This window comes from Thalassococcus halodurans (genome assembly GCF_900108225.1).
GTDB lineage: Bacteria > Pseudomonadota > Alphaproteobacteria > Rhodobacterales > Rhodobacteraceae > Thalassococcus > Thalassococcus halodurans.
Window position 1 is genome coordinate 871,783 of sequence record NZ_FNUZ01000001.1, and the last position, 26,929, is coordinate 898,711.

Genomic DNA, 26,929 nt, shown 5'->3' on the forward strand with positions numbered 1-26,929 from the left:
TGCATCTGTTCATGTACAAAGTTCATCTCACGTCTTCAGCATTGTGTACCAAAGAGTGAGTGACTTTTTTCGTTCGACCAAAAGTCAGTTGAGCAGCGCAAATATCCGTATACCGTCTGCCAACAAGTATAGCTTGCGTCAGTCGCAAAAGGTGCTGCGCAATCGACCTGATTCCGGGTTGTGGAATGTTCTTACAACTCCTTCTCAACTTAGAGAACAACGGAGTATCGAAGTTTTCTTCACGCGTGCTACCATCGAAGCGAACGCGCGATGCGCGATGCGAAATAGGAGAAATTGGGGTGTTTTCCATCGCCATAGCAACTAGTCTTTCCGAACCAATTTTTCTGGGACCGCGCTTACAGTACTCGAGCGCTCGATCAATTCTAAAACCAAATTGTTCCGCAGCATGTGTACCGACGGTGACGCAAAACCTGTCATTTAATCCACGACCCGTCTGCCAGTAAGGGGTGAAAATTCGGCTCGTTTCATCTTTTACTGCTGCATCGAAAACGTCCGCTAAACTATCGTGGTAGACAAGATCGGGACGGACAAAGGCCACGATATCCGGATTTGACGCCAAGGCTTGTTGAGTAACCTTCCGAAGCGAAAATAGCTGTTGGCAAAGATTGGAAATCGAACGATTTTCGTCTTTCCAAGAATCTCCGAAAGTGATCAGTTCCTCGAATAAATTAGTAACCGGGGGAATCCCGGGTTGATCGACATCCAGCGTCTCATATGTCAACCAGTGCTTCTCGTCAGGATCCAGCTCGCCAAACTCTCCTGATCGCGGATTATCGATTTTCGTCTGCTCGAAGTAATGAGCATGAAGCGAAACGTTGCCAACGAGTTTTGCTGGCTCAATTACATTTTTTTGAATGCTTGGGTAGGTCAACCGAAGCGAACGCGGTATTCCAAAAAAGCAGATGGCAATATGCTTTACCCGATCACCCTTTTCTTCGACTATCCCTTTCAAATTCGACTCCCCAGCAGCAACTGACCCGCTGCAACGCCGAGGCATTGGACCGTTTCAGGTTTCTGCAAAATTCCGGACACGATTTGCACCGTGGATTCCGTGGGGCCTGTTACGCTGTCGGTTGCCAGCGCCAGGATTTGAGTCGAGTTGGCGTTGTCGATCACGCAGTTCACAGCCGGTTCCAGCGGAAGGCCGGGATAGCGCTCTACCAGAACCTTGGACGTGGCAGATTTGGCTGCGTTCCGGGCAAACTCGTCCTTCTGGGCTGTGGTGCAGCCCAGCAGAGACGTGATCGCCAAAAGAACGACAGCCAAACGCATTAGAACGTCCGTGCCTTGGGTGCGATGCGCTTCAGTTCGATGCCGCCATCGGCCTCGGCTGTGAGCGGATCAAGTACGACGGGACGATACGACAGATCAACCTTCGCACCTTCGACGCGGCTGATTGTGTGGACGCGCCAGTTTTCATCGTCACGTGTCTGGAAATCTTCGTGCGCATGGGCGCCACGGCTTTCCTTACGTGCTTCCGCACCAACGATTGTTGCCATCGCGTTCGGCATCAGGTTGGTCAGTTCCAGCGTTTCCATCAGGTCCGAGTTCCAGACCAGCGAACGGTCGGTCACCTTCAGGTCATCCATTTTGCCCGCAATGGCTGTCATCTTCTCAACGCCTTCGGCCATTGTCTTAGCTGTACGGAAGACGGCGGCGTCGGCCTGCATTGTCTTCTGCATTTCCAGACGCAGGTCAGCTGTCGGGACACTGCCGTTTGCGTTGCGGATGCCGTCAAAGCGGTCGAACACTTTGTCGACCTTGCCAGCATCGACCTTGCGGGTCGCTGCATTGCGGTCAACAACTTTACCGGCGCGGATCGCAGCGGCGCGGCCAAAGACCACGAGGTCGATGAGCGAGTTCGAACCCAGACGGTTCGCACCGTGAACAGACGCACAGCCCGCTTCACCCACGGCCATCAGGCCCGGAACAACAGCGTTCGGATCTTCTGCGGTCGGGTTCAGAACCTCGCCCCAGTAGTTCGTCGGAATGCCGCCCATGTTGTAGTGAACCGTCGGGATAACCGGGATCGGTTCCTTGGTCACGTCAACACCAGCAAAAATGCGTGCGGATTCGGAAATACCCGGCAGACGCAGGTTCAGCGCCTCTTTCGGCAGGTGCGACAGGTTCAGGTGGATGTGATCACCGCCCGAGCCAACACCGCGACCTTCGCGGATTTCCATTGTCATACAGCGGGAAACGTAGTCACGCGGGGCAAGGTCTTTGTACTGGGGCGCATAACGCTCCATGAAACGCTCGCCTTCGGAGTTGGTCAGATAACCACCTTCGCCACGTGCACCTTCGGTGATCAGACAGCCTGCGCCGTAGATACCTGTGGGGTGGAACTGAACGAATTCCATGTCCTGCAGGGGCAGACCGGCACGGGCCACCATACCGCCACCGTCACCGGTACAGGTGTGTGCGGATGTCGCGCTGAAATACGCACGACCGTAGCCACCTGTGGCCAGAACGACCATCTTGGCGTTGAAGACGTGCATTGTGCCGTCGTCCAGCTTCCAGCAGACAACACCGGTGCAGGCACCATCGTCGTCCATCAGCAAGTCGATGGCAAAGTATTCGATGTAGAACTCGGCGTTGTTCTTCAGCGACTGGCCATACAGCGTGTGCAGGATCGCGTGACCGGTCCGGTCCGCCGCGGCACATGTCCGCTGAACCGCGGGGCCTTCGCCGAATTCGGTGGTGTGGCCACCGAACGGACGCTGATAAATCTTACCTTCTTCAGTACGCGAGAAAGGCACACCGTAGTGTTCCAGTTCGTAAACCGCTTTGGGCGCTTCACGGGCAAGGTATTCCATCGCGTCCGTGTCACCCAGCCAGTCAGAGCCTTTGACGGTGTCATACATGTGCCACTGCCAGTTGTCGGGGCCCATGTTGGACAGCGACGCGGCGATACCACCCTGTGCCGCAACTGTGTGCGAACGGGTCGGGAAAACCTTGGTCACACAAGCTGTGCGAAGGCCCTGTTCCGCCATACCGAGAGTTGCGCGCAAACCTGCGCCACCCGCACCAACCACAACAACGTCGTAGTCATGCGTTTCATATTCATATGCAGCCATTAGTCAGATGCTCCTATCGCTCAAAGCGCCAGACGTGCGATGGCAAATACGCCAACCGCCGCCGCGCCGTAGCTGAGGCATGTCATACCGAGGATGAGGATTTTCTCCCAGATGCCGTGGACGTAGTCCTCGACCAGAACCTGGAACCCATCGTTGAAGTGCTTGAAAGCGACGATCATTGTCAGTGCGGCGATGATCGCGGGGAAGGGACGCGCAAAGTAAGCGGTCACTTCTTCATATGTGCCACCCAGCGCGGGGCCGAATGTAAAGACAAACAGCGGGATCAGGATCAGAAGGCCAACAGACGACACTTTCATCGACCAGAAGTGATGTGTGCCGGACTTGGCGCTGCCCCAACGGTTCGCGCGTTTGCGGTCGGTCATATAAGCCATGTCAGTCTCCTTACACCACGATTACGGTGAAGATCGTCAGCACAACCGAGCCGATGATCAGCGCGTAGCCCAGCGTATAGGCCGTTTCCAGATCAAGCCCGACGGCGTTGTCCCAGATCAGGTGACGTACGCCACCCAGCAGGTGATACCAAAGCGCCCATGTGGACAGGAACAGCACCAGATCGCCGAACCAGCTTGTGACGAAAGCGTCAGCGTAGGCGAAATATTCCGGCGATGTTGCCGCTGCCAAGAACCACCAGACGATCATCAGCATAGCAACGATCAAAGCGTTGCCCGTGATGCGTACGAAAATGGAGGTGATCGAAGTCAGCTGTGGGCGATAAATTTGCAAGTGCGGTGAAAGCGGGCGGTTGCCCCGGTTCACGTCGGCCATGGCGGTGTCCTCTTGGTTCCTTGCCAGCGTTCTAGTCGTTTTTTACCCAAAGTCACGAGTCCGAAACGCATGTTAGCGCTCATTCGTCGCGGATTTTTGCTGCGCACGCAGCATTTGTGATCACACCGCCAAGCAATGTGATCACAAATCCGTTTTAGGTATCGTCCTAGACGTTAACGACAGCACCAGTAGATTTCTGATTGCTGCCTTTGAACTTTTTTATACTGGAATCAGCGCCCAGTAGTCCAAGTCCAGAAGAACGCCCGGCAGATATTTGCCGTCTTCGCCCTTCAACTGTCCCGCTTCGCCGGACTTTGTCGCCACCAGACGCAGACGCAGGGCACCAACGCCCGGCGCGCCGGTTTCTGCTTTGTCCAGAACTTCGGTCCATGCGCGGATTGTATCGCCCGAGAAGCACGGGTTCGCGTGGGCGCCTGCGTTCAGACCCGCGATCATCTGCGCGTTGGCCAAACCGTTAAAGCTCAGGGTGCGCGCCATGGAAATGACGTGACCACCGTAGATCAGGCGCTTACCGTCTTCGCGCTGGGTGCCGTCGAAGTGTACCTTCGACGTGTTCTGCCACAGGCGCGTCGCCATCATGTGTTCGGCTTCTTCAACGGTCACGCCATCGACGTGGTCGATGACCTCGCCCACTTCGTAATCGCCCCAGCGGTGTGGCTCGCCCGCCAGTGTGAAATCATAGTTGGTGAAATCCAGACCTTCGGGGATGACCAGATCGGACACGTCCAGCGCGGATTTCAAATCAGGCACAACCGTCTCGGGCGCTTTCGCCTCCAGATCACGTTTCTTGACCATGACCCAACGGACATAATCGAGAACGCATTCGTCCTTCTGGTTATAACCACGGGTGCGGACCCAAACGACGCCTGTCTTGCCGTTCGAATTCTGCTTGAGCCCAATCACTTCCGACGTCGAACGCAACGTGTCACCGGGCCAGACCGGCTTGAGCCAGCGGCCTTCAGCATATCCAAGGTTCGCGCGGGCGTTCAGCGATACGTCGGGCACGGTTTTGCCGAACACCACGTGGAACGCTGCCAGATCATCCAGCGGGCTGGCTGCCAGACCACAGGACTGCGCAAAGGCATCCGACGAATAGAGCGCATGACGCGCAGGATAGAGCGCATGATACAGCGCGCGTTCGCCCTGACCCACAGTCCGCGGCACGGCGTGTTCAATCACCTGCCCGATTGTGTAGTCCTCGAAAAAACGCCCTGCATTGGTCTTGGTCATGCGCTCAATCCCGTCTTTCATTATTGCTCTCCAAGCTTCAGGTCAGGGGTGTATTCCTTTCCCTCGACCTCTTTGATCACAGCCTGTCCGCAGCGCATGACACCGTTTGCAGCGTCAAACGCATAGGTCGGATCGCCGTGCAGCTCCCAGCCTTTGTTCAGGGCCGCCGTGACCTTGTGACAGAACTCGGACGTGTCATCCGAGGACAAAAATCTGTAAAGTTTCATAATCTTACCCCGGGAACGGCCAAACGCCGAGCCATGCGTGGATGCCCGTGATCACGGCGAACATGACCAATGTGATAACAACCAGCAAAACGTCTTTCTTGGCGTTCCCCGGTTCGGGACGATCCCAGTCAGAGTTCTTGTTGATGATAACGACTTCGGCCACGGCCCAAGCCAGCATGCTGCCGAACAGGATGATCGACGCCAGATCGCCATTCACCAGAAGGTGCGCAACCGCCCAGATTTTCACTGCCGTCAGTTGCGGATGACGCATCTTGCCACGCAAACGACCGGTGGTCGCGCTCATGCCGTAGACAAAGACGGCGATCAGCATCAACAGGTTGTTGATGTGAACCATAAAGCTGGGTGGCGTCCAAACCGAGACAAACGGCGCGGCGCGATAGCCCAGAACAATGAACGCAAGTCCGAGAAGGATCAGAACCGCGACAATGCCGCGGCCCGGGGTGCCAAGTTTGGCACGGGCATCGGGGGCCAATCGTTTAAACAGATGGGCCAGCGCCCAAAGCGCTATGCCGATGACTAAAAGTGACATGGTTTACTCCGCTGCAATCTGATTGATTGCTTCGGCTTGTGCCAGAACGCGGCGTGCTGTGTCTACGTGCAGGTTTTCAACGATACGACCGTCAACAACGGCAACACCCTGACCTTCGCGCTGCGCGGCTTCAAAAGCAGCGATCTGGCGGCGGGCAAGATCGACTTCTTCCTCGGACGGGCCGAAGACTTCGTTCGATGTGTCGATCTGCGCAGGATGGATCAGCGTTTTGCCGTCAAAACCCATATCGCGGCCTTGCGTACATTCAGCGCGCAGACCTTCTTCGTCTTTGAACGCATTATAAACGCCGTCGATGACCGTTACGCCATAGGCCTTGGCGGCCAGAACGCACAGGCCCAGCGATGCCATAACAGCAACGCGGTCCGGCGTTGCGCGCGCACCCAGATCCTTGACCAGATCGTTGGTGCCCATAACCATGCCTTCAAGCATCGGATGTTCGGCAATTTCGCGGGCGTTCAGCATGCCCATCGGCGTTTCCATCATCGCCCAGATGCGCAAATCGCCCGTGATTGCTGCAAGCGCATCCAACTGAGCGGCGCTTTCGACCTTGGGCAGCAGAACCGCGTCGCAGTCCATTTTCGCCACAGCCTCGGCATCGGATTTGCCCCAGATGGTATCAAGGCTGTTGATGCGCACGATACGGTAGCGATGACCGAACCCGCCCTCTGCCAATTCGCGTGTCAGCGTTTCGCGTGCGTTGGCCTTTTCGTCGATTGCAACGGCATCTTCGAGGTCAAAGATGATCGCATCTACAGGCAGGCTGCGCGCTTTGTTGATCGCGCGATCCTTGGAACCGGGGATGTACAGAACTGACCGGAAGGGGCGTGGCAAGGACATGGCTGCGTCTCCTTTACGAAACAAAGTTGCGTATCAACCTTCATTTTTCTTAGAAAACTTCAAGAGAAATTTGCCGCGACGCAGCAAAAAGGTATACCAAAGTCCACTAAACGCAGCGTTAATTAAATCTCAGGACTTTCTGTCAGACGCTACCATTCGCCGGTCATGTTCCCGACCGGCTGTTTTGGGAGGATCTGACAGATGAAACTTCGAGTGATTCTTTCGGCTGCCTTGGCGATTTCCGCTAATTCAGCCGCCGCACAACCCAACTGCGGGGATCGGGCCCGCGTGATCGATCATCTTCAGCAACGGTTCGGCGAAACGCAGGTTGCCGTTCAATGGCACGATGATCTTTCGGTGGTCGAAGTGTTCCAGTCCGCGCAGACGCAGACATGGACAATTCTCAGAACCCAGCCGAACGGGCTGACCTGCCTCATTGCCAGCGGACTAGAGGCCGAGTCGATTGCCACACTGATGGGTAACCCCTCAACTTAGGTCAGCGCATCCCAGATCAGCTTGGTGCCCGTGACGGTCAGAAGCACGTAGGTCAGGCCAAAGAAGAACCGCTCGGACACCATGTTGTGCGCTTTGACGCCCACCCAGGTGCCTACAATGGCGAACGGGATCAGCGCCGCGGCCATCAACAATGTCTCTTTGGTAAAGATTCCCATCGCGGCGTAAAAACCGGATTTGAAAAAGTTGATCGCCCAAAAAACAAGCACGGTTGTCGCCTGATATTGAAGCTTACCCAGACCCCGCCCCAACATGTAAACCGCCGCAACCGGACCACCGGCATGGCTGACGAAACTGGTGAAGCCCAGCACAACGCCCGAAACGACGCCGGTCTTCATACCCATCTTGCGATGCCCGAGCGAAACCACCCCTAACTTCAACGCAGATTGCCACGCAACGAACAGCAGACAGACCAGCCCGATCATAATTCTGATCATGTTAGCATCGGCGTATTGGTAGAAAACTGCCCCAGCCAGAACCCCCGGAACACCTGCGTAAATCAGCACCTTAGCTTCGGGCCAAGACCATTTCTTCCAGTACGCCGGAAGGCTTGCGACGTCGATCAACATCAACAGCGGCAACATGATCCCCAGCGCCGCGCCTGGTTCCATTGCAATTGCAAGAATCGAAGAACTCGCAAAGGCCGCGCCCGAGCCAAACCCACCTTTCGACACGCCTGCAAAGAACACCGCAGGCGCCGCTACGGCAAAAATAGTCAACGTCAGAATTTCCAAAAGGGATTCCTTTAAATTAAGGTTTTTCAACAGGTTTATCGCTAACATCCGTCGGGTGGTAAAGCATCAAAAGACACCGCCGCACCGCAGCACACTTGCGCAAAACGGATCAAAGGCTTAGCCATGCGGCGAAATTCAACCAGTGGAGAGATTTCCATGGCCAGACCCAAGATCGCGCTTATTGGTGCGGGACAGATCGGTGGTACACTTGCACACCTTGCAGCAATGAAAGAACTGGGCGACGTCGTATTGTTCGACATCGCAGAGGGCACACCGGAAGGTAAAGCGCTTGATATCGCTGAATCCGGCCCGTCCGAAGGTTTCGACGCATCGCTGAAAGGCACACAGGACTACGCCGACATCGCAGGCGCAGATGTTTGCATCGTAACAGCCGGTGTTCCCCGTAAGCCGGGCATGAGCCGTGATGACCTGCTGGGCATCAACCTGAAGGTTATGAAATCCGTTGGCGAAGGCATCCGCGACCACGCGCCGAACGCATTCGTTATCTGTATCACAAACCCGCTGGACGCGATGGTTTGGGCTCTGCAGCAGTTCTCGGGTCTGCCCGCGAACAAGGTCTGCGGCATGGCCGGTGTTCTGGACAGCGCGCGCTTCCGTCACTTCCTTGCAGAAGAATTCAACGTGTCCATGAAAGACGTCACAGCCTTCGTTCTGGGCGGCCACGGCGACACAATGGTTCCGTCCGTACGTTACTCGACAGTTGCAGGTATCCCCCTGCCCGACCTGATCGAGATGGGCTGGACCACTCAGGAAAAAATGGACGCTATCGTTCAGCGTACACGTGACGGCGGTGCCGAAATCGTTGGTCTGCTGAAAACAGGTTCCGCGTTCTACGCTCCGGCGACATCGGCGATCGAAATGGCCGAAGCCTACCTGAAAGACCAGAAGCGCGTTCTGCCTTGCGCCGCATATTGCGACGGCGATCTGGGCGTGAAGGACATGTACGTTGGTGTTCCGACAGTGATCGGCGCCGGCGGCATCGAGCGCATCGTCAACATCACGCTGAACAAAGCCGAGCAGGAAATGTTCGACACATCGGTCAAAGCCGTTCAGGGCCTGGTCGAAGCGTGCAAAGGCATCGACCCGAGCCTCGCATAAGCGTCAGCTGACACCAAATTTCAAAAGGCGCGCAGACTGCGCGCCTTTTTTTGTGCTAAGGTTTCAGAACACCCCAAAAAGGAATCGCAAACCACTTGCGCATATTTTGTGATCACACAGTAAATGCCTGTGATCACAAAATGGATAAATGCATCCATTTTTTCCTATCCAAGTATATTTTTACTCCAAACAAGCATTCTCTGGCCGTTATAGCGGGGAACAACCGCAGCAAAACGGGACGGAGACTTATGAACATCCACGAATATCAGGCGAAAGCCCTGCTTCGCAGCTATGGCGCGCCGGTGTCCGATGGCCGCGTGGTTCTGAAGGCAGAAGATGCCAAAACCGCCGCAGGCGAGCTTGATGGCCCCCTCTGGGTTGTAAAGGCACAAATCCACGCCGGTGGCCGTGGTAAAGGCAAATTCAAAGAAGCCGAAGCTGGCGAAAAGGGCGGTGTCCGCCTGGCCAAGTCGGTTTCCGAGGCTGCCGAAGAAGCGAAAAAGATGCTGGGCAAGACACTGGTCACACACCAGACCGGCCCCGCAGGCAAGCAAGTGAACCGCATCTACATCGAAGACGGTTCCGACATCGAACGCGAACTGTATCTGGCCCTGCTGGTTGACCGCGTCACATCGCGCGTTTCCTTCGTCTGCTCGACAGAAGGCGGCATGGACATCGAAGAGGTCGCCGCATCGACCCCCGAAAAGATCCTGTCGTTCAGCGTTGATCCCGCAACAGGTTACCAAGCATTCCACGGCCGTCGCGTTGCATTCGCGCTGGGTCTGGAAGGCGCGCAGATCAAAGAGTGCGTCAAGCTGATGGGCATCCTCTACAAAGCCTTCATCGAGAAGGACATGGAGATGCTGGAAATCAACCCGCTGATCGTCATGACCGACGGCAAGCTGAAGGTTCTGGACGCCAAGCTGGGCTTTGACGGCAACGCGATCTACCGCCAGCCGGACGTTGCCGAACTGCGCGACGAAACAGAAGAAGACCCGAAAGAGCTTCAGGCCTCCAAGTACGACCTGAACTACATCGCTCTGGACGGCGAAATCGGCTGCATGGTGAACGGTGCCGGTCTGGCGATGGCCACAATGGACATCATCAAACTGTACGGTGCCGAGCCTGCAAACTTCCTCGATGTAGGTGGCGGCGCCACCAAAGAGAAAGTGACCGAAGCGTTCAAGATCATCACATCCGACCCGAACGTCAAAGGCATCCTGGTCAACATCTTCGGTGGCATTATGCGCTGTGATGTTATCGCCGAGGGCGTCGTTGCCGCGGTTAAAGAAGTAGGTCTGGAAGTGCCGCTGGTGGTTCGTCTGGAAGGTACCAACGTCGAGAAAGGCAAAGAGATCATCAACACCTCTGGCCTGAACGTTATTGCCGCCGACGACCTGAAAGATGGCGCACAGAAGATCGTGAAAGCGGTCAAGGGCTGATCATGCGACGCGGCGCAACGATACGTCGCGCCGCCGCACAACAGTCAGAAGCATGAACAGTTAGGGTCCGGCAACGGTCCGGACCTGCCAGACAACACAATCAGGAGACTCCGACATGGCAGTCCTCGTAGACGAAAATACAAAAGTGATCTGTCAGGGCCTGACCGGCTCGCAGGGCACATTCCACACCGAACAGGCCATCGCGTATGGCACAAAAATGGTTGGCGGCGTGACACCGGGCAAAGGTGGTCAGGAACATCTGGGCCTGCCCGTGTTCAACTCGGTCCACGAAGCCAAGCACGTCACCGAAGCCAACGCATCGGTCATCTACGTTCCCCCGCCCTTCGCGGCTGACTCGATCCTTGAAGCGATCGACGCGGAAATGGAACTGATCGTCTGCATCACAGAAGGCATTCCGGTGCTGGACATGATGAAGGTACAGCGCGCGCTGGAAGGCAGCAAAAGCCGCCTGATCGGCCCGAACTGCCCCGGTGTCATCACACCTGACGCCTGCAAAATCGGCATTATGCCGGGCCACATCCACAAGCGCGGCACATGCGGCGTTGTTTCCCGCTCGGGCACCCTGACATATGAAGCGGTCAAGCAGACTTCGGATCTGGGTCTGGGCCAGTCCTCGGCTGTTGGTATCGGCGGCGACCCGATCAAAGGCACCGAGCACATCGACGTGCTGGAAATGTTCCTGGCTGATCCGGAAACACAATCGATCATCATGATCGGCGAAATCGGCGGTTCCGCCGAAGAAGAAGCTGCTCAGTTCCTGGCCGATGAAAAGAAAAAAGGCCGTTGGAAGCCGACAGCCGGTTTCATCGCGGGCCGCACAGCGCCTCCGGGCCGTCGCATGGGCCACGCCGGTGCGATCGTCGCAGGCGGCAAAGGTGGTGCCGAGGACAAGATCGAAGCGATGAAAGCCGCTGGCATCGTCGTCGCAGACAGCCCCGCAACACTGGGCGAAGCTGTTCTGGAAGCGATCAACAAGGGCTAAGGCCCCGTGGCGTGCCGGAACCGGCGCGCCAACCACACGTTAATGGCAAGGGCCGGTGACGATCGGCCCGAGCTCGACAATATCAGGCAGGGCAAAATCGCCTGAAACCCGAGGTGCACCAATGACCGACCAAAGCCCCAACGACGTTTTCCATGCCTCAAGCTTTATGCAGGGGCACAATGCCGAATATCTGGAGCAGATGTACGCGCGCTATGCCAACGACCCCAATGCCGTTGACGAAGCGTGGCAGTCCTTCTTCCAGCAACTCGGCGATGATGAGATTTCGGTCAAGAAAGAAGCCGACGGCCCCTCTTGGGCGCGCCGCGACTGGCCCCCTGCACCGGGCGATGACCTGACAGCTGCCCTGACCGGCGAATGGCCCATGCCCGTCGCCCCCGCCGAGGCAAAATCTGCCGGTGCGAAAATTCAGGACAAGGCGAAATCCGCCGGTGTGTCGCTGACCGATGCCGAAGTGCGCCGCGCCGTTCTGGACAGTATCCGCGCCCTGATGATCATTCGCGCCTACCGTATCCGTGGCCACCTTGCCGCTGATCTGGACCCGCTGGGCATGCGCGACACATCTGAGCACCCCGAGCTTGATTACAAATCCTACGGCTTCACCGACGCCGATCTGGATCGCCCGATCTTTATCGACAACGTTCTGGGTCTGGAAATCGCGTCGCTGCGCGAAATCATTTCCGTTCTGAAGCGTACATACTGTGGCACGTTCGCGCTTCAGTACATGCACATCTCTGATCCCGAGCAGTCCGCATGGCTGAAAGAACGGATCGAAGGTTTCGGCAAGGAAATCAAATTCACCCGTGAAGGCCGTAAAGCCATTCTGAACAAGATGGTCGAAGCCGAAGGGTTCGAAAAGTTCCTGCACGTCAAATACATGGGCACAAAGCGTTTCGGCCTTGATGGTGGTGAATCGCTGATCCCTGCGATGGAACAGATCATCAAACGCGGTGGCGCGTTGGGTGTGCGTGACATCATCATCGGTATGCCCCACCGTGGCCGCCTGTCGGTTCTGGCCAACGTGATGGGCAACCCCTACCGCGCGATCTTCAACGAATTCCAAGGCGGCAGCTTCAAGCCCGAGGATGTCGATGGTTCGGGCGACGTGAAGTATCACCTTGGTGCATCGTCCGACCGCGAATTCGACGGCAACGAAGTGCACCTGTCGCTGACAGCAAACCCCTCGCACCTCGAAGCGGTGAACCCCGTTGTTCTGGGTAAGGCCCGCGCCAAACAGGACCAGTTGAACGACGCCGAGCGCACACAGGTTATGCCTGTCCTTCTGCACGGCGACGCGGCCTTTGCCGGTCAGGGCGTTGTGGCGGAATGTTTCGCGCTGTCCGGTCTGCGCGGTCACCGCACAGGCGGCACAATCCATATCGTTGTGAACAACCAGATCGGCTTTACCACTGCGCCGCACTTCTCGCGTTCGTCGCCCTACCCGACGGACAACGCGCTGGTGGTTGAAGCCCCGATCTTCCACGTCAATGGTGACGACCCCGAGGCCGTGGTGCACGCCGCCAAGGTCGCAACCGAGTTCCGTCAGAAGTTCGGCAAAGACGTTGTCATCGACATGTTCTGCTACCGCCGCTTTGGTCACAACGAGGGCGACGAGCCCATGTTCACCAACCCGGTGATGTACAAAAAGATCAAAAAGCAGCGCACAACCCTGACCCTGTACACAGAACGTCTGGTCAAAGACGGCCTGATCCCCGAAGGCGAAATCGAAGACATGAAGGCCGCGTTCCAAGCGCACCTGAATGAGGAATTCGAAGCCGGTAAGGTGTTTAAGCCGAACAAGGCCGACTGGCTGGATGGCCGCTGGTCGCACCTCGACAAGCAAAAGCAGGGCAAATACCAGCGCGGCAAAACGTCGATCAAGGAAGAAACCATGCAGCAGATCGGTCAGGCTCTGACCACTGCGCCCGATGGTTTCCCGACGCACAAAACCGTCGCGCGCTTGCTGGAAACCCGCAAGAACATGTTCGACACCGGCAAAGGGTTCGACTGGGCAACTGCCGAAGCGCTGGCATTCGGATCACTTCTGACCGAAGGCTACCCTGTTCGTCTGGCTGGTCAGGACTCGACCCGTGGTACGTTCTCGCAGCGCCACTCGGCCCTGATCAATCAGGACACCGAAGAACGCTACTACCCGCTGAACGCCATCCGCGAGGGTCAGGCCCGCTACGAGGTTATCGACTCGGCGCTGTCCGAATATGCGGTTCTGGGTTTCGAATACGGCTACTCGCTGGCAGAACCGAACGCGCTGACCCTGTGGGAAGCCCAGTTCGGCGACTTCGCCAACGGTGCGCAGATCATGTTCGACCAGTTCATCTCGTCGGGTGAATCGAAATGGCTGCGGATGTCCGGTCTGGTTTGCCTTCTGCCGCACGGCTTTGAAGGTCAGGGCCCGGAACACTCCTCTGCCCGCCTTGAGCGCTTCTTGCAGATGTGTGGTCAGGACAACTGGATCGTTGCGAACTGCTCGACCCCTGCGAACTACTTCCACATCCTGCGTCGCCAGCTGCACCGGTCCTACCGTAAGCCGCTGGTTCTGGTGACACCGAAATCGCTGCTGCGTCACAAGCTCTGCATCTCGGAAGCCGAAGACTTTACATCCGGTTCGTCCTTCCACCGCGTCCTTTGGGACGATGCGCAAAAGGGCAACTCGGACACCAAGCTGGTTGCAGACGACAAGATCAAGCGCGTCGTGATGTGTTCCGGCAAGGTCTACTTCGACCTTCTGGAAGAGCGCGACAAGCGGGGTCTGGACGACGTCTATCTGCTGCGTGTGGAACAGTTCTATCCGTTCCCGGCCATTTCCTTGGTCAAAGAACTGGAACGCTTCCCGCAGGCCGAAATGATCTGGTGTCAGGAAGAACCCAAAAACCAAGGTGCATGGACCTTTATCGAACCCAATATCGAATGGGTTCTGGGTCGCATCAAAGCGAAACACCCGCGCCCCCGTTACGTGGGCCGCGCCACATCGGCCTCGCCCGCAACAGGTCTGGCCTCCGCTCACAAAGCCCAACAAGAAGCGCTCGTCGATGAAGCGCTGACGATTGAAGGATAAGAACATGACCACCGAAGTGCGTGTACCCACACTGGGTGAATCCGTAACCGAGGCAACCGTTGCGACATGGTTCAAAAAGCCCGGCGATACTGTCGCTGTGGACGAAATGCTGTGCGAACTGGAAACCGACAAGGTCACTGTAGAAGTCCCGTCGCCCGCCGCTGGCACACTGGCGGAAATCGTCGCTGCCGAAGGTGAAACAGTGGGCGTTGACGCGCTGCTGGCCAACATCTCGGAAGGTGACAGCGCTGCAGCACCCGCACCGGCCAAAAAGACCGAAGCCAAAGCAGACGCCCCTGCGGCATCGGGCGCATCGGTTGACGTGATGGTCCCGACGCTGGGCGAATCCGTATCCGAAGCAACCGTTTCGACATGGTTCAAGAAAGAAGGCGAAGCGGTCGCTCAAGACGAAATCCTGTGTGAACTGGAAACAGACAAAGTCTCTGTTGAGGTCCCCGCACCCGCCGCTGGCACCCTGTCCAAAATTCTGGCTGGCGAAGGCACAACCGTCGAAGCAGGCGGCCAGCTGGCCGTGATCGCAGAAGGCGCAGGCGGTGCAGCCGCACCGGCCGCCAAAGAGGCAGCAGCGCCCGCAGGCGACACACAGTACAGCACACCCGCAGCGGGCTCTGGCCGTTCGGACGTCGAAGATGCGCCCGCAGCCAAGAAAGCCATGGCCGAAGCAGGCATCAGTCGCGATCAGGTTCAGGGTTCGGGCCGTGACGGTCGCGCCATGAAAGAAGACGTGGCACGCGCTGTTGCGGCGGCCTCCTCGGCCCCTGCCGCAGCCGAGGCACCCAAAGCGCCGCGCGCACCGGTTGCTGCGGACGATGCTGCTCGCGAAGAACGCGTCAAGATGACCCGCCTGCGCCAGACCATCGCGCGCCGCCTGAAAGACGCTCAGAACACAGCCGCGATGCTGACCACCTACAACGAGGTCGACATGACCGAGGTGATGGCACTGCGCAACCAGTACAAAGACCAGTTCGAGAAGAAGCACGGTGCACGTCTGGGCTTTATGTCGTTCTTCACTAAGGCCTGCGTCCACGCGCTGAAAGAAGTGCCCGAAGTGAACGCCGAAATCGACGGCACAGACATCGTGTACAAGAACTTTGTCCACATGGGCATCGCGGCAGGTACACCGCAGGGTCTGGTTGTTCCGGTTCTGCGTGACGTCGACCAGAAAAGCTTTGCCGACATCGAAAAAGAGATTGCCGAAAAGGGCAAGCGCGCCCGCGACGGCAAACTGTCCATGGCAGAAATGCAGGGCGGCACCTTCACCATCTCGAACGGTGGTGTCTACGGCTCGCTTATGTCCTCGCCGATCCTGAACCCCCCGCAGTCCGGTATCCTCGGCATGCACAAAATTCAGGAACGCCCGATGGTCGTGAACGGTCAGATCGTGGCCCGCCCGATGATGTATCTGGCACTGTCCTACGACCACCGTATCGTCGACGGCAAAGGCGCCGTGACCTTCCTCGTGCGCGTCAAAGAAGCGCTGGAAGATCCTCGTCGTCTGTTGATGGATCTGTAATCCGAATTGACGTCCTCGCGATTACGCGGGGGCGTCACCTCTCCGTTTTCAGGAAAACACATCATGACCCCTGAACTTACGGCCCTGACGCTTGCTGCACTTCTTCAGTGCGTTCAGTTCGTCATCTTCGCGATCCCCGCAAATCTGGAATTGGGACCGGGCTATACAACGTCCGCCCGTGATCGTGCGCCGTCGCGTGAGATGTCCGAAAAAACCGGCCGCCTGCAGCGCGCCATGAACAACCATTTCGAAGGCTTGATCCTGTTCACCATCGCGGTGCTGGTGATCACCTTTTCCGACAAGGGCAACGCCATCACCGCAGCATGTGCGCTGATATACCTCGTTGCCCGGGTGCTATACGTGCCCGCTTACTATTTTGGCTGGCGTCCGGGCCGGTCACTTATCTGGATGACCGGCTTTGGGGCGACCGTGATCATGCTGATCATGGCCCTGCTCTGAGGCCTAACAAGACACGCTAATTCCTCGGGGGTGGGACCTGCCACAGGCGCAACCATCACCGCCCGTTCAACGAAAGGATAACCGTAATGGCACAATATGACGTCATCGTAATCGGCGCTGGCCCCGGTGGCTATGTGGCTGCGATCCGCTGCGCACAGCTGGGTCTGAAAACCGCTTGTGTGGAAGGCCGCGAAACGCTGGGTGGCACGTGCCTGAACGTGGGCTGTATTCCGTCCAAGGCGCTGCTGCACGCCACGCACCAGTTGCACGAGGCCGAGCATAACTTTGCCAAAATGGGCCTGAAGGGCAAATCCCCCTCTGTCGACTGGCCGCAGATGCAGGCCTACAAAACCGACGTCATCGACGGCAACACCAAGGGCATCGAGTTCCTGTTCAAAAAGAACAAGATCGACTGGCTGAAGGGCTGGGGGTCGATCCCTGCGGCGGGCAAGGTCAAGGTTGGTGACGAAGTTCACGAAGCCAAGAACATCATCGTCGCGACAGGTTCCGAAGTTGCGACCCTGCCGGGCGTCGAGATCGACGAAGAAACCGTTGTATCCTCGACCGGTGCGCTGAGCCTGAAAAAGATCCCCAAGAAGATGATCGTCATCGGTGCCGGTGTTATCGGTCTGGAAATGGGCTCGGTCTATTCCCGTCTGGGCGCAGAAGTGACCGTGATCGAATACCTCGACACGATCACACCCACCATGGACGGCGAGGTTCAGAAAACCTTCCAGCGTATCCTGAAAAAGCAGGGCCTGAACTTTATTCTGGGCGCAGCGGTCCAGGGCGTCGAAGCAATGAAAACCAAAGCCAAGGTCACCTACAAGCTGAAGAAAGACGACAGCGAACACACCGCTGATGCAGACGTCGTTCTGGTCGCAACAGGCCGCAAACCCTACACCGACGGTCTGGGCCTTGAGGCACTGGGTGTCGAACTGACAGATCGCGGCTTTGTCAAAACAGACGGCCACTGGAAAACCAGCGTCGACGGCATCTACGCCATCGGCGACGCGATCGAAGGCCCGATGCTGGCGCACAAAGCCGAAGACGAAGGCATGGCCGCGGCAGAAGTTATCGCAGGCAAGGCCGGCCACGTGAACTATGGCGTGATCCCGTCGGTCATCTACACAAGCCCCGAGGTGTCGTCGGTTGGCAAAACCGAAGAAGAGCTGAAGAAAGAAGGCGTCGACTACAAGGTTGGCAAATTCTCGTTCATGGGCAACGGCCGTGCGAAAGCCAACTTTGCCGCCGACGGTTTCGTCAAGCTTCTGGCCGACAAGAAAACCGACCGCATCCTTGGTGCACACATCATTGGCCCGATGGCTGGCGATCTGATCCACGAAGTCTGCGTTGCCATGGAATTCGGCGCCTCGGCCGAGGATCTGGCCCTGACCTGCCACGCACACCCGACCTATTCGGAAGCGGTGCGTGAAGCGGCCCTGGCTTGCGGCGACGGCCCGATCCACTCCTGATCTGCTTCGTAAGGCATGAAAAAACCGGCCGCCCCCAAAAGGGCGGCCGGTTTCCATTTAGCTAGGCAGGCAAGTTTAAGTTTTGCTAGGTACGAAAACCCCTGCAGAATTCGTGCCATCTTGCGGACCAGCACCAGAAGGCCCACCCGGAGGCGGGCCACCAGCGCCGCCCGGCATGCTTGCAGGCACAGACACCGCATCGGAAGCAACGCCGACAACCAGCGCAGCATCATAGTATTCCGGCTGCTCACGCACCGCAGCATAGGCCCCTGAACCGGCCTCGGACGCGATCCAGTCATTGCTGTTGGTCGTGTCCCGTTTGGCTTCGCGGTTGTTATAGGGCGTGACGGACTGGAACAGGTATTCCGACAGCGCGTCGGGAAAGAAAATCTGACTTGTCAGAAGCGTCTTTTCATCCAGATACACCTTGTAATGGATGTGCGTCGTCCGCCCCCGATACCAACCCGGATAGATCGTCTGGAACGTCACGGTGCCATCCGCCTTGGTCATCTGCGTGCCACGCAGGAACACCTGATCGGATGTGTCCAACACACCATCACTGCCCTGATTGGCATAACCGGAATAGTTGCCTTCCGCGTCGCAATGCCAGACATCGACGCGCGCGTTTTCGATCGGTTGGCAATCTGCCGTCACCACCTGCATCTGCAACCGCATCGGAATGCCCTGACGGTCTTCCGTAATGTCCGCACGCACCAGATTTTCGTCCAGATAATACGGACCTTCAGTGACCTCTGGCATGACCATGCACACATTGGGCGTGATCAACCCGATGGCCTGTGCCTGGGCACGGGCGGATGACGGGAAAGCACCAATACCAAGCGATGCGATCGGCGATGCGGCCAAGGCTCCAAGCACGTGGCGGCGGTTTACTAGGGACACGACGATAGCTCCTGTTTGCTGTCTGTCTTTAACAAACGTGCAACAGCAAACGTTCCGTCGGGAAAATGGGAAAAAAATTAAGCACGCGCCAGAATACCCCATTTGCACAAATACACCTGCGCAAAGCTCATATACCCGTAATAAGAGAAACAACTTGGCTGCGCCCACAACCTCAAGCATATTTTCCGAAGCAGCGGCGGTTTTTGGATACCCTTCGCATCTACGCAAAGGGACGGGCGGGGCATCCCCGTCTATTAGACTGACCTTAGCAAACACGGCACAACCGCATCTGGGCGTTGCCCAGTATGGGTGGTGCAAAACCGAGACAGGCAAAAACCGTTCGTTGCGCCCGATTTAAACGTTATGAATAGAAACGAAGTATCACTCAATCTGGCCCGCAGCATCACCCGCGGTGAATGGTCGAAAGAGTTCATAAATTCCAATCTCTTAAGGCGCCTTCCGTCCACCGTTCACAAGCTCGTTCCAGCCATTTCAGAGGATCTTGTTACAGAACTCTCCGCCAGATATGCGCCAACCGAAAAATACGTTGCAGAACATCTGTTATATGACCGGAATTTCGAACGCATTTACCGCTATTGCGCCCGTAAAGGGATATGGCCAACTCCGGATTTAAGCCCACCCGTCATGGCCCCAATTCCGGCTTTTCAGAAAATAGATTTGCCACAGATTCCCACATTATCCGCATTGGCCGAATTTCTATTCCTGACACCGGAACAGCTTGAATACCTCGCGGACCGAAATGGCCGGCACGAAGAGCATGGCGATATGGCCGTTAACCATTATCACTATGTTTTGAAGCCAAAACGGACGTCAGGCCATCGGCTGATAGAAGCCCCCAAAGAGCGTCTGAAAGCCATCCAACGGCACATCCTGCGCAGCATTCTGGACAAACTTCCGACACATCCCGACACCTTCGGCTTTGTCAGGTCGCGCAACTGCCTTCAGGGCGCAAACCGACACGCTGGCGAACAGGTGGTCCTGCGTTTCGATCTGAAAAACTTCTTCCCCTCGATCAGCGCTGGCAGAATTTTCGGGCTGTTCAGATGTCTGGGATATCCCCACAATGTGGCTGTGGACCTGACCGCGCTCTCAACCACCAAAACCCCGGCCCGCGTGCTCGAGCGGCTCTTTTATCCGGACCGTGGCCTCTACAAAACAACACATCTGCCCCAGGGCGCGCCCCTGTCCCCCGCCCTCGCCAACCACGCAGCCTTCGGTCTGGATCGCAGACTTGCAGGATTGGCGAAAAGGCTGGATGCCAACTATAGCCGCTATGCGGACGACCTGACCGTCTCGGGCGACCACACAATCACATCCAATCTGCTGCGCCTTGTCCCGCAGATCATCAAAGACGAAGGCTTTGCCCTGAACACATCCAAAACCCGTGTCCTGCCGCAAACCACCCGCCAAACCGTGACTGGCATCGTCGTAAACGACCACCTGAATATCGACCGCAAAACGTTCGATCACCTCAAAGCCGTCATTCACGCCTTCCAAAAGGAAGGCGACCATCGTCTGTCCGACCCCGCCTTCCGCGCCTCCCTCGAAGGAAAAATCGCGTGGGTAGAGGCGATCAATCCCTCCCGCGGACAAAAGCTCTGGCGATTGTTGGACAATGCCGAAAAGCCATCCTAAGGCCGCTCAGCCCAGATGATCCACTTTTTCCAAATGCTGCGCCAAGCCTGACACCGCCTCGATCCAGTCTGCGACCTGCTCTGGTGCCTCGGGCGCGGCGTGGACGCCTGCGGCGAACCGACCGTCCAACACGTCACGCACTGCCATTGCCACCGGCATCGACACCAGTCGGGCCATCGCCGATCCGCGTTCGTCGCCCCATGCGTCCATGACATAGGTCTGGTGCCATGTGGTTGTGTCGCCCTCTTTCGCTTCCAGCGACACGCACATCACAACCCGATCCGGTTCACCGTCATCATATGCGTGATCATTCCAAAGCTGCTCCGACATCTCGCGCAGGCGCGCTTCACCTTCTGGGCCGGACAGCGTTTCAATCTCGTCGAACAGGGGCTTCCACGCATCCGCCCAGCCATCCAGTCGCAGCGTACCGCGAACGAAATCCCTGATGGTCCAAGCCGGATCAAAGTTATAGGCCGCAATGAACGGCAGGCTGTCGCGGTTCGGGTAGACTTCGAACTCCTCTGCCTCTGGCAACGGCGCCTCGTAGCGGGACAGGGCATTCCATGGGCGGTCGACGTTCCATTCCTCGAACGCCTTGATCGACTTGGACGGCGATTTCAGCGCACGCAGCACGCCAAGGGGCGACCAACTGAATTTATAGCGGAAATCGTTGGCAACCTTCGGCACCCCACCGCAATAGGACGTAAAGCTGAGCGACGTTTCGTCGTTGTGTACCCCTGACGCGCGATAGGCCGCGACCAGATCGTGGGCAAACAAGTGGTCGATACCCGGATCAAGGCCGACCTCGTTTACCAACGACAACCCCAGTTCCTTGGCCTTGCCGTCCAACGCCTGCATCTCGGGCGAGATGTAGGAGGACGACACGAAATGCGCGCCCTTTGACAGCGCCAGTTCGGCCAAGGGCACATGCATATCTGCAGGAAGCATCGACACGATGACATCACCTGCGTTCAGCTCAGCAGTCAGCGCCTCGACTGTAAACGCAGCGATACGGTCGGTCAGGTCGCCCACGGCCTCTTGGGCCTTGGGCACGGTTCTGTTCCAGACCATCACGTCTTGGCCGTCTTCGATCAGCTTCCGCAAACCGGGGATCGCCGACAGGCCGGTTCCGCACCAATGAATAGTCATGCTGTCACCTTTCCGATGTGGTCTTCAAACAGGTCTTTCGCGCGCGCCCAGACACCTTGGTCCAGTCGGTCGAGTGTGGACAGATGCGGCAGCAACTGACCTGCGAAATCATCCGAGCTTTCGGCAGGCAGCAGCGACGGCAGGTTGTCGATGGCAGTCACATACAGAACCGGATCATCGCAAACGCGCAGCGCGGGTTCAGCCCAGCTTGTGGTGCGGTCATAGACCTTGATCGGGCTGAAATCGCTGTCGGGATCACAGGCGATATCGCCGATGACCGACAGTTTGCGATCAGCTGTCAGGGAGTCCGCAGGTACAAACACCGGTGTTCCGGGACGCGCCAAAATACAGTTCAGGAACAGGTCATGCTGCAGGATTTCGGGGAACGGCCCGCCGCTGGCAGTTTCGGCCATGTCCCAACGGGTCACATCCACGCCCATCGCCGCACACAGATCAGACGCCCCTGTCCCCACACGGCCCAGCGCGCCGATGACAATTGCGTTTGGGCGATCAGAGCCACAGGCATCCAGGCGCGCAGACAGGTCCGCCCGCAAGGCATCAGAGGACGCATAAGTGCTAACAGGTCCCGCAATCCCGCCCTGTTTTTGCGCAGCCCAGCACATCAGCGAAACAGCCGCCCCCGCATAACCTGCCCAATAGCCAAATGCAGCGACACGCCGCCCGTCGGGGTCTGTCAGGTATTCCAGATCATAAAGCGTGCCGCCGCCTGCCTTGAACCGCTTCAACAGACGCTGACCGGCGGGTTGGCCCTTGTAGGCGTGACCGAACAGGATGTGCCGGTGACGCAGGGGCGTGTCCTCTTCAGGCAGTTCTTTCAGACCGAAGATGATCGCATCCTCGGGCGCGTCGGGCCAAGATGCCTCTGGCACGATGGTCGCACCGGCATCGCGATAGCCGTCAATCGGAATGGCGCGCTGGCTGCCTTCTTCGACCGTAAGGGTAAAGCCCTTATCAATCAGGCTTTTCGCGCCTTCCGGCGTCAGGCCAACACGTTCTTCATTCGGGCGGGTTTCGGCGCGCAGCCAGAGATGCGTCATCGCAGCGATCCTTTCGGTCTTTTGCGGGACGCTAACGCGGTTCGCCCTGGGCTTAAAGATGTGTTCTGGACAGTCTTCGTTCGGGGCTGTCCAGATGCGGACATGCATTGAACTGAACCGGTGCCAGCGCCGACGGGAATTTCTGCAGACGGTGCACCGACGTGTTTTCAATAGACAGACACAGATGGGCCATTGCCTCAAGATCCAGACGCATCGTGACCATCATTGCCATGCCGATCAGCCCGCCTGAAGTCACGACCAGCGCGGGTCCTTCGCCTTCGGAAATCTCGGCCAATGCATCCTGCGTGCGATTGCGGAAATCATCAAAACTTTCCGGCGCACCTTCGATTTTGCCATCCCGCCAATGGGCGAACATTTTCGGCAGGTGACGCACGAATTCTTCCCGCTCACCCGGCAGGGGCACATTGTGCTGTTCTTCGAAAAGCGTGGCGAGGGTAAAGTATTCAACCTCGTTCAGGCGTTCATCGACGACCGGTTCGCTGGTAAATTCCATATCCATCGCCTGCAGCGTCTGACGGTGCCGCAGCAGCGTGCCGGAATAGGCGCGGGCATAACGTTCGTTGGAATTGCGGAAGTAACCGCCAAGCCATGCCGCCTGCTGATGCCCAAGATCGCTCAGCCGGTCATAGCTGGCTTCGTCACGCGCAGTCGTGTTTGCCTGACCGTGGCGGACAAGGGTGATCTGGGACATGGGCCTGCTCCTGTTTTGCGGATTGGGTAGCCGCTGGACTGACGGATGAAAAGTGAAATTGCGGTGACGCCGCGCCACGCACCCGTTTTCCACACCCCACCCCGATACGCACCCCAACCGCCCCATTTCTTGCGTTTTGACGCCTATAGGAAACACCGACGCCGTGTTTTCTAGTCAAGGAGTCGGAATTGCGCCTGAATACGAAGGCATGCGATTGTATTTCTAGCCCGAGATTTAGGGAGGCATTGCCATGTCCGACACCATCCGTTTCATCCTTGATGGAGAAGAAGTTGAAGCCCAGAAGGGCGACACCATTTGGGAAGTTGCGAACGGTCGCGGCCTGAAAATCCCGCACCTGTGCCACCGCCCCGAGCCCGGTTATCGCCCCGATGGCAACTGCCGCGCCTGCATGGTGGAAATCGAAGGCGAGCGCACGCTGGCCGCGTCCTGTATCCGTGAACCGCAGGAAGGCATGGTTGTCACCACACAGTCGAACCGTGCGAAAACCGCGCGCAAGATGGTGATGGAGCTGTTGGTCGCCGACCAGCCGGAACGCGAAGTCGCGCACGACAAATCCTCGCACTTCTGGGATATGGCTGATCTGAACGGCGTCACCGAAAGCCGTTTTCCGTCGATGGATGCCGAACGCATTCCGCTGCTGGATGACAGCCACGTCGCGATGCGCGTGAACCTTGATGCTTGTATCCAGTGTAACCTTTGCGTCCGCGCCTGCCGCGAAGTTCAGGTGAACGACGTCATCGGTATGGCGGATCGCGGCCACGATGCGTTTCCCGTGTTCGATCTGGATGACCCGATGGGGGCCTCCAGCTGTGTGGCCTGTGGCGAATGCGTTCAGGCCTGCCCCACCGGCGCTTTGATGCCTGCCAGCATTCTTGATGACCAGCAGCAAGGTGATCGCAACGATTTCGACAGCGAAGTCAAATCGATCTGCCCGTTCTGCGGCGTGGGTTGTCAGGTGTCGATCAAGGTCAAGGACGACAAGGTCGCCTATGTCGAGGGCATCAACGGCCCGTCGAACGAAGGCCGCCTGTGCGTGAAGGGCCGCTTCGGCTTTGACTATATCCACCACGGCCACCGCCTGACCAAACCGCTGATCCGCCGTGACGATGCCCCTGAAAAGGGTCTGAACGTCGATCCGTCCAACCCGTGGACGCACTTCCGCGAAGCGACGTGGGAAGAGGCGTTGGATTTCGCCGCCAAGGGCCTGGTCGATCTGCGCTCTTACTATGGCGGCAAATCCGTTGCCGGTTTCGGTTCGGCCAAGTGCACGAACGAAGAAGCCTACCTGTTCCAGAAACTGATCCGTCAGGGGTTCAAGCACAACAATGTCGACCACTGCACGCGCCTGTGTCACGCATCATCCGTTGCGGCGCTGATGGAAAACGTGGGCTCGGGCGCTGTTACGGCCAGCTTTAACGAGATCGAAAACGCCGACGTGGCCATCGTGATCGGGGCCAACCCGACCGAAAACCACCCTGTTGCCGCGACCTACTTCAAACAGTTCACAAAACGCGGTGGCGAACTGATCATCATGGACCCGCGCGGCCAGAACGGTCTGAAGCGGCACGCGGCTTATAACCTGCAGTTCCGTCCGGGTATGGACGTGGCGCTTTTGAACGCGATCATGAACGTGATCGTCGAAGAAAAGCTGTACGACCGCCAGTATATCGAGGGCTTCACCGAAGGCTTCTTCGAATTCCGCGAACACATCCGCGCCTTCACGCCCGAGCGTATGGCCGAGATTTGCGGCATTGACGCCGAAACGATCCGGAGCGTTGCGCGCACCTTTGCTGATGCCCGCGCTGCCATGATCTTCTGGGGCATGGGTGTGTCGCAACACGTCCACGGCACAGACAATTCGCGCTGCCTGATCTCGCTGGCGCTGCTCTGTGGCCATGTGGGTCGTCCGGGCACTGGTCTGCACCCGCTGCGTGGTCAGAACAACGTGCAAGGTGCGTCTGACGCAGGTCTGATCCCTCACGTGATGCCCGACTATCAGTCGGTGGCAGACCGCGAGGTCCGCGATCTGTTCCGCCACATCTGGCGCGGCACCGAGATCGAAGAAACACCGGGCCTGACCGTGGTCGAGATCATGGACCGTGTCTATCGCGGCGAAATCCGTGGCATGTATGTGCTGGGTGAAAACCCCGCCATGTCCGACCCCGATGTGGATCACGCCCGCAAGGCGCTGGCCAAGCTGGATCACCTTGTGGTGCAGGATATCTTCCTGACCGAAACCGCAAACTATGCGGATGTGATACTGCCCGCCTCGGCGCTGCCGGAAAAATCGGGCACCGTGACCAACACCAACCGTCAGGTTCAGATGGTCCGCCGTGCTGTCCCGACACCGGGCGAGGCCCGCGAGGATTGGGAAATCGTCGTGGATCTGGCCCGCCGCATCGGTCTCGACTGGGATTACGACGATCCGCGCGAAGTGTTCGACGAAATGAAGATGTCGATGCGGTCGCTGCACCACATCACATGGAAACGTCTGGAAACCGAAAGCTCGGTCACATACCCGTGCAACGGCCCCGAAGATCCGGGTCAGGCGGTTGTGTTCGGCGATGGCTTCCCGCGTCGTGCTGGCCGCGCCAAGTTCACCCCTGCCCGCGTGACCCCGCCTGCCGAGGCACCGGATAAGGATTTCCCGATGGTGCTGACCACGGGCCGTCAGCTGGAACATTGGCACACAGGGTCGATGACCCGCCGCGCCACGGTTCTGGATGCGGTCGAACCCGAAGCAAACTGTTCGATTCACCCCGCAACGCTGCGCCAGATGGGCGTCGAAGCGGGCGGCCGCGTGCGGCTGACCACACGCCGTGGCAGTGTCGAGATCATGGCCCGCGCGGATCGCAACGTGGCACCTGACATGGTGTTTCTGCCCTTCGCCTATGTCGAAGCGGCGGCCAACATCCTGACCAACGCCGCTTTGGACCCCTTCGGCAAAATTCCCGAGTTCAAATACTCGGCTGTGCGCGTCGAAGCGGCGGACCAGCCAGCTCGGGTTGCAGCGGAATAAATTCTGTAAAATCAGAACACTTTAACGGCGCGACCCAGGTTGCGCCGTTTTCTTTTGCCCAACTCGGACGCGCGCAAAGACCCTGTTGCCCGCGAAACACCCCGCATCATTTCGAGGAATCAACAGCCGTGCGTTTAACTGGCCGCTGGTGAAACACGCCGTGTACGCCCTGTTTTTGAACAAATTGCCGTAGCGTCAATAAGGACTTAACTGTCTGATAAAAAACAATTCTGCCTTTTTTCAAAGACCAAATTTTTTAAGGCATGAACGCAGG

The 26,929-nt window shown here is 57.7% G+C and carries 24 protein-coding genes; 10 read left to right on the forward strand and 14 right to left on the reverse strand.

The genetic code is table 11. The annotated features are described in order from the left end of the window. Nucleotides 1-22 precede the first annotated feature (22 nt). The 9 genes from C4S59_RS04300 to C4S59_RS04340 form a co-directional block, all read right to left on the reverse strand. Nucleotides 23-973, reverse strand: coding sequence for a hypothetical protein (locus C4S59_RS04300; RefSeq protein WP_103909211.1), 951 nt, complete (start codon nucleotides 971-973; stop codon nucleotides 23-25). Next, the gene (locus C4S59_RS04305; RefSeq protein WP_103909212.1) at nucleotides 970-1,293 is read right to left on the reverse strand and encodes a hypothetical protein; all 324 of its coding nucleotides are present in this window, start codon (nucleotides 1,291-1,293) and stop codon (nucleotides 970-972) included. Before C4S59_RS04305 ends, C4S59_RS04300 begins: the two co-directional genes overlap by 4 nt. Beyond that, nucleotides 1,293-3,098 (reverse strand): succinate dehydrogenase flavoprotein subunit, encoded by a 1,806-nt coding sequence (sdhA, locus tag C4S59_RS04310; protein ID WP_103909213.1) that lies wholly within the window; start codon nucleotides 3,096-3,098, stop codon nucleotides 1,293-1,295. Before sdhA ends, C4S59_RS04305 begins: the two co-directional genes overlap by 1 nt. 20 nt (nucleotides 3,099-3,118) lie before the next feature. Next, nucleotides 3,119-3,490, reverse strand: coding sequence for a succinate dehydrogenase, hydrophobic membrane anchor protein (sdhD, locus tag C4S59_RS04315; protein WP_103909214.1), 372 nt, complete (start codon nucleotides 3,488-3,490; stop codon nucleotides 3,119-3,121). A gap of 10 nt (nucleotides 3,491-3,500) precedes the next feature. Further along, complete coding sequence (sdhC, locus tag C4S59_RS04320) at nucleotides 3,501-3,884, reverse strand: succinate dehydrogenase, cytochrome b556 subunit (protein ID WP_103909215.1); 384 nt, start codon at nucleotides 3,882-3,884, stop codon at nucleotides 3,501-3,503. A gap of 219 nt (nucleotides 3,885-4,103) precedes the next feature. Then, nucleotides 4,104-5,135 carry a MaoC family dehydratase gene (locus C4S59_RS04325; protein ID WP_103909422.1) on the reverse strand — a complete coding sequence of 344 codons (1,032 nt, stop codon included), beginning with the start codon at nucleotides 5,133-5,135 and terminating at the stop codon, nucleotides 4,104-4,106. Nucleotides 5,136-5,155: 20 nt separating this feature from the next. Then, nucleotides 5,156-5,362, reverse strand: coding sequence for a DUF1737 domain-containing protein (locus C4S59_RS04330; RefSeq protein WP_103909216.1), 207 nt, complete (start codon nucleotides 5,360-5,362; stop codon nucleotides 5,156-5,158). A gap of 4 nt (nucleotides 5,363-5,366) precedes the next feature. Then, on the reverse strand, nucleotides 5,367-5,912 hold the full coding sequence (locus C4S59_RS04335; protein WP_103909217.1) for an NnrU family protein: 546 nt from the start codon (nucleotides 5,910-5,912) through the stop codon (nucleotides 5,367-5,369). Between the two features lie 3 nt (nucleotides 5,913-5,915). Continuing rightward, nucleotides 5,916-6,770, reverse strand: coding sequence for an HpcH/HpaI aldolase/citrate lyase family protein (locus C4S59_RS04340; RefSeq protein WP_103909218.1), 855 nt, complete (start codon nucleotides 6,768-6,770; stop codon nucleotides 5,916-5,918). 201 nt (nucleotides 6,771-6,971) lie between these two features. Here C4S59_RS04340 and C4S59_RS04345 point away from each other — a divergent pair, with 201 nt between their 5' ends. Next, the gene (locus tag C4S59_RS04345; RefSeq protein WP_103909219.1) at nucleotides 6,972-7,265 is read left to right on the forward strand and encodes a hypothetical protein; all 294 of its coding nucleotides are present in this window, start codon (nucleotides 6,972-6,974) and stop codon (nucleotides 7,263-7,265) included. Here the strand turns inward: C4S59_RS04345 and C4S59_RS04350 are convergent. Continuing rightward, nucleotides 7,262-8,017, reverse strand: coding sequence for a sulfite exporter TauE/SafE family protein (locus tag C4S59_RS04350; protein WP_103909220.1), 756 nt, complete (start codon nucleotides 8,015-8,017; stop codon nucleotides 7,262-7,264). The genes C4S59_RS04345 and C4S59_RS04350 overlap by 4 nt on opposite strands. A gap of 156 nt (nucleotides 8,018-8,173) precedes the next feature. On the opposite strand from C4S59_RS04350, the gene mdh reads away from it, so the two are divergent. The 7 genes from mdh to lpdA all read left to right on the forward strand — a co-directional run bounded on the left by mdh (nucleotide 8,174) and on the right by lpdA (nucleotide 18,140). Continuing rightward, nucleotides 8,174-9,136: a malate dehydrogenase gene (gene mdh, locus C4S59_RS04355; protein WP_103909221.1), complete on the forward strand. Its 963-nt coding sequence runs from the start codon at nucleotides 8,174-8,176 to the stop codon at nucleotides 9,134-9,136. Between the two features lie 248 nt (nucleotides 9,137-9,384). Then, nucleotides 9,385-10,578, forward strand: coding sequence for an ADP-forming succinate--CoA ligase subunit beta (sucC, locus tag C4S59_RS04360; RefSeq protein WP_103909222.1), 1,194 nt, complete (start codon nucleotides 9,385-9,387; stop codon nucleotides 10,576-10,578). A gap of 115 nt (nucleotides 10,579-10,693) precedes the next feature. Further along, nucleotides 10,694-11,581, forward strand: coding sequence for a succinate--CoA ligase subunit alpha (sucD, locus tag C4S59_RS04365; protein ID WP_103909223.1), 888 nt, complete (start codon nucleotides 10,694-10,696; stop codon nucleotides 11,579-11,581). Nucleotides 11,582-11,702: 121 nt separating this feature from the next. Continuing rightward, nucleotides 11,703-14,672 carry a 2-oxoglutarate dehydrogenase E1 component gene (locus C4S59_RS04370; RefSeq protein ID WP_103909224.1) on the forward strand — a complete coding sequence of 990 codons (2,970 nt, stop codon included), beginning with the start codon at nucleotides 11,703-11,705 and terminating at the stop codon, nucleotides 14,670-14,672. A gap of 4 nt (nucleotides 14,673-14,676) precedes the next feature. Further along, complete coding sequence (odhB, locus tag C4S59_RS04375) at nucleotides 14,677-16,206, forward strand: 2-oxoglutarate dehydrogenase complex dihydrolipoyllysine-residue succinyltransferase (RefSeq protein ID WP_103909225.1); 1,530 nt, start codon at nucleotides 14,677-14,679, stop codon at nucleotides 16,204-16,206. Between the two features lie 63 nt (nucleotides 16,207-16,269). Further along, nucleotides 16,270-16,665 (forward strand): MAPEG family protein, encoded by a 396-nt coding sequence (locus C4S59_RS04380; RefSeq protein ID WP_103909226.1) that lies wholly within the window; start codon nucleotides 16,270-16,272, stop codon nucleotides 16,663-16,665. Nucleotides 16,666-16,751: 86 nt separating this feature from the next. Beyond that, nucleotides 16,752-18,140, forward strand: a complete 1,389-nt coding sequence (lpdA, locus tag C4S59_RS04385) for a dihydrolipoyl dehydrogenase (protein WP_103909227.1) — start codon at nucleotides 16,752-16,754, stop codon at nucleotides 18,138-18,140. Between the two features lie 75 nt (nucleotides 18,141-18,215). Here lpdA and C4S59_RS04390 read toward each other — a convergent pair whose 3' ends face one another. Further along, nucleotides 18,216-19,040 (reverse strand): intradiol ring-cleavage dioxygenase, encoded by an 825-nt coding sequence (locus C4S59_RS04390; RefSeq protein ID WP_234994670.1) that lies wholly within the window; start codon nucleotides 19,038-19,040, stop codon nucleotides 18,216-18,218. A gap of 678 nt (nucleotides 19,041-19,718) precedes the next feature. Here C4S59_RS04390 and C4S59_RS04395 point away from each other — a divergent pair. Further along, entirely contained in the window at nucleotides 19,719-20,696 is a 978-nt protein-coding gene (locus C4S59_RS04395; RefSeq protein WP_160006746.1) for a reverse transcriptase family protein, read from the forward strand. A 6-nt stretch (nucleotides 20,697-20,702) separates the two neighbouring features. Here the strand turns inward: C4S59_RS04395 and C4S59_RS04400 are convergent, their stop codons facing one another. Genes C4S59_RS04400 through C4S59_RS04410 form a run of 3 tightly spaced genes read right to left on the reverse strand, consistent with a single transcriptional unit; the run spans nucleotide 20,703 to nucleotide 23,615 of the window. Then, complete coding sequence (locus C4S59_RS04400; protein WP_103909230.1) at nucleotides 20,703-21,845, reverse strand: saccharopine dehydrogenase C-terminal domain-containing protein; 1,143 nt, start codon at nucleotides 21,843-21,845, stop codon at nucleotides 20,703-20,705. Then, nucleotides 21,842-22,903 (reverse strand): saccharopine dehydrogenase, encoded by a 1,062-nt coding sequence (locus C4S59_RS04405; protein ID WP_103909231.1) that lies wholly within the window; start codon nucleotides 22,901-22,903, stop codon nucleotides 21,842-21,844. The genes C4S59_RS04400 and C4S59_RS04405 overlap by 4 nt, the downstream gene beginning before the upstream one ends. 52 nt (nucleotides 22,904-22,955) lie before the next feature. Further along, a complete protein-coding gene (locus C4S59_RS04410) occupies nucleotides 22,956-23,615 on the reverse strand; it encodes a histidine phosphatase family protein (RefSeq protein WP_103909232.1) in 660 nt (219 codons plus the stop codon). 250 nt (nucleotides 23,616-23,865) lie between these two features. Here C4S59_RS04410 and fdhF point away from each other — a divergent pair, with 250 nt between their 5' ends. Continuing rightward, nucleotides 23,866-26,655, forward strand: coding sequence for a formate dehydrogenase subunit alpha (gene fdhF / locus C4S59_RS04415; RefSeq protein WP_103909233.1), 2,790 nt, complete (start codon nucleotides 23,866-23,868; stop codon nucleotides 26,653-26,655). Nucleotides 26,656-26,929: the final 274 nt, after the last annotated feature.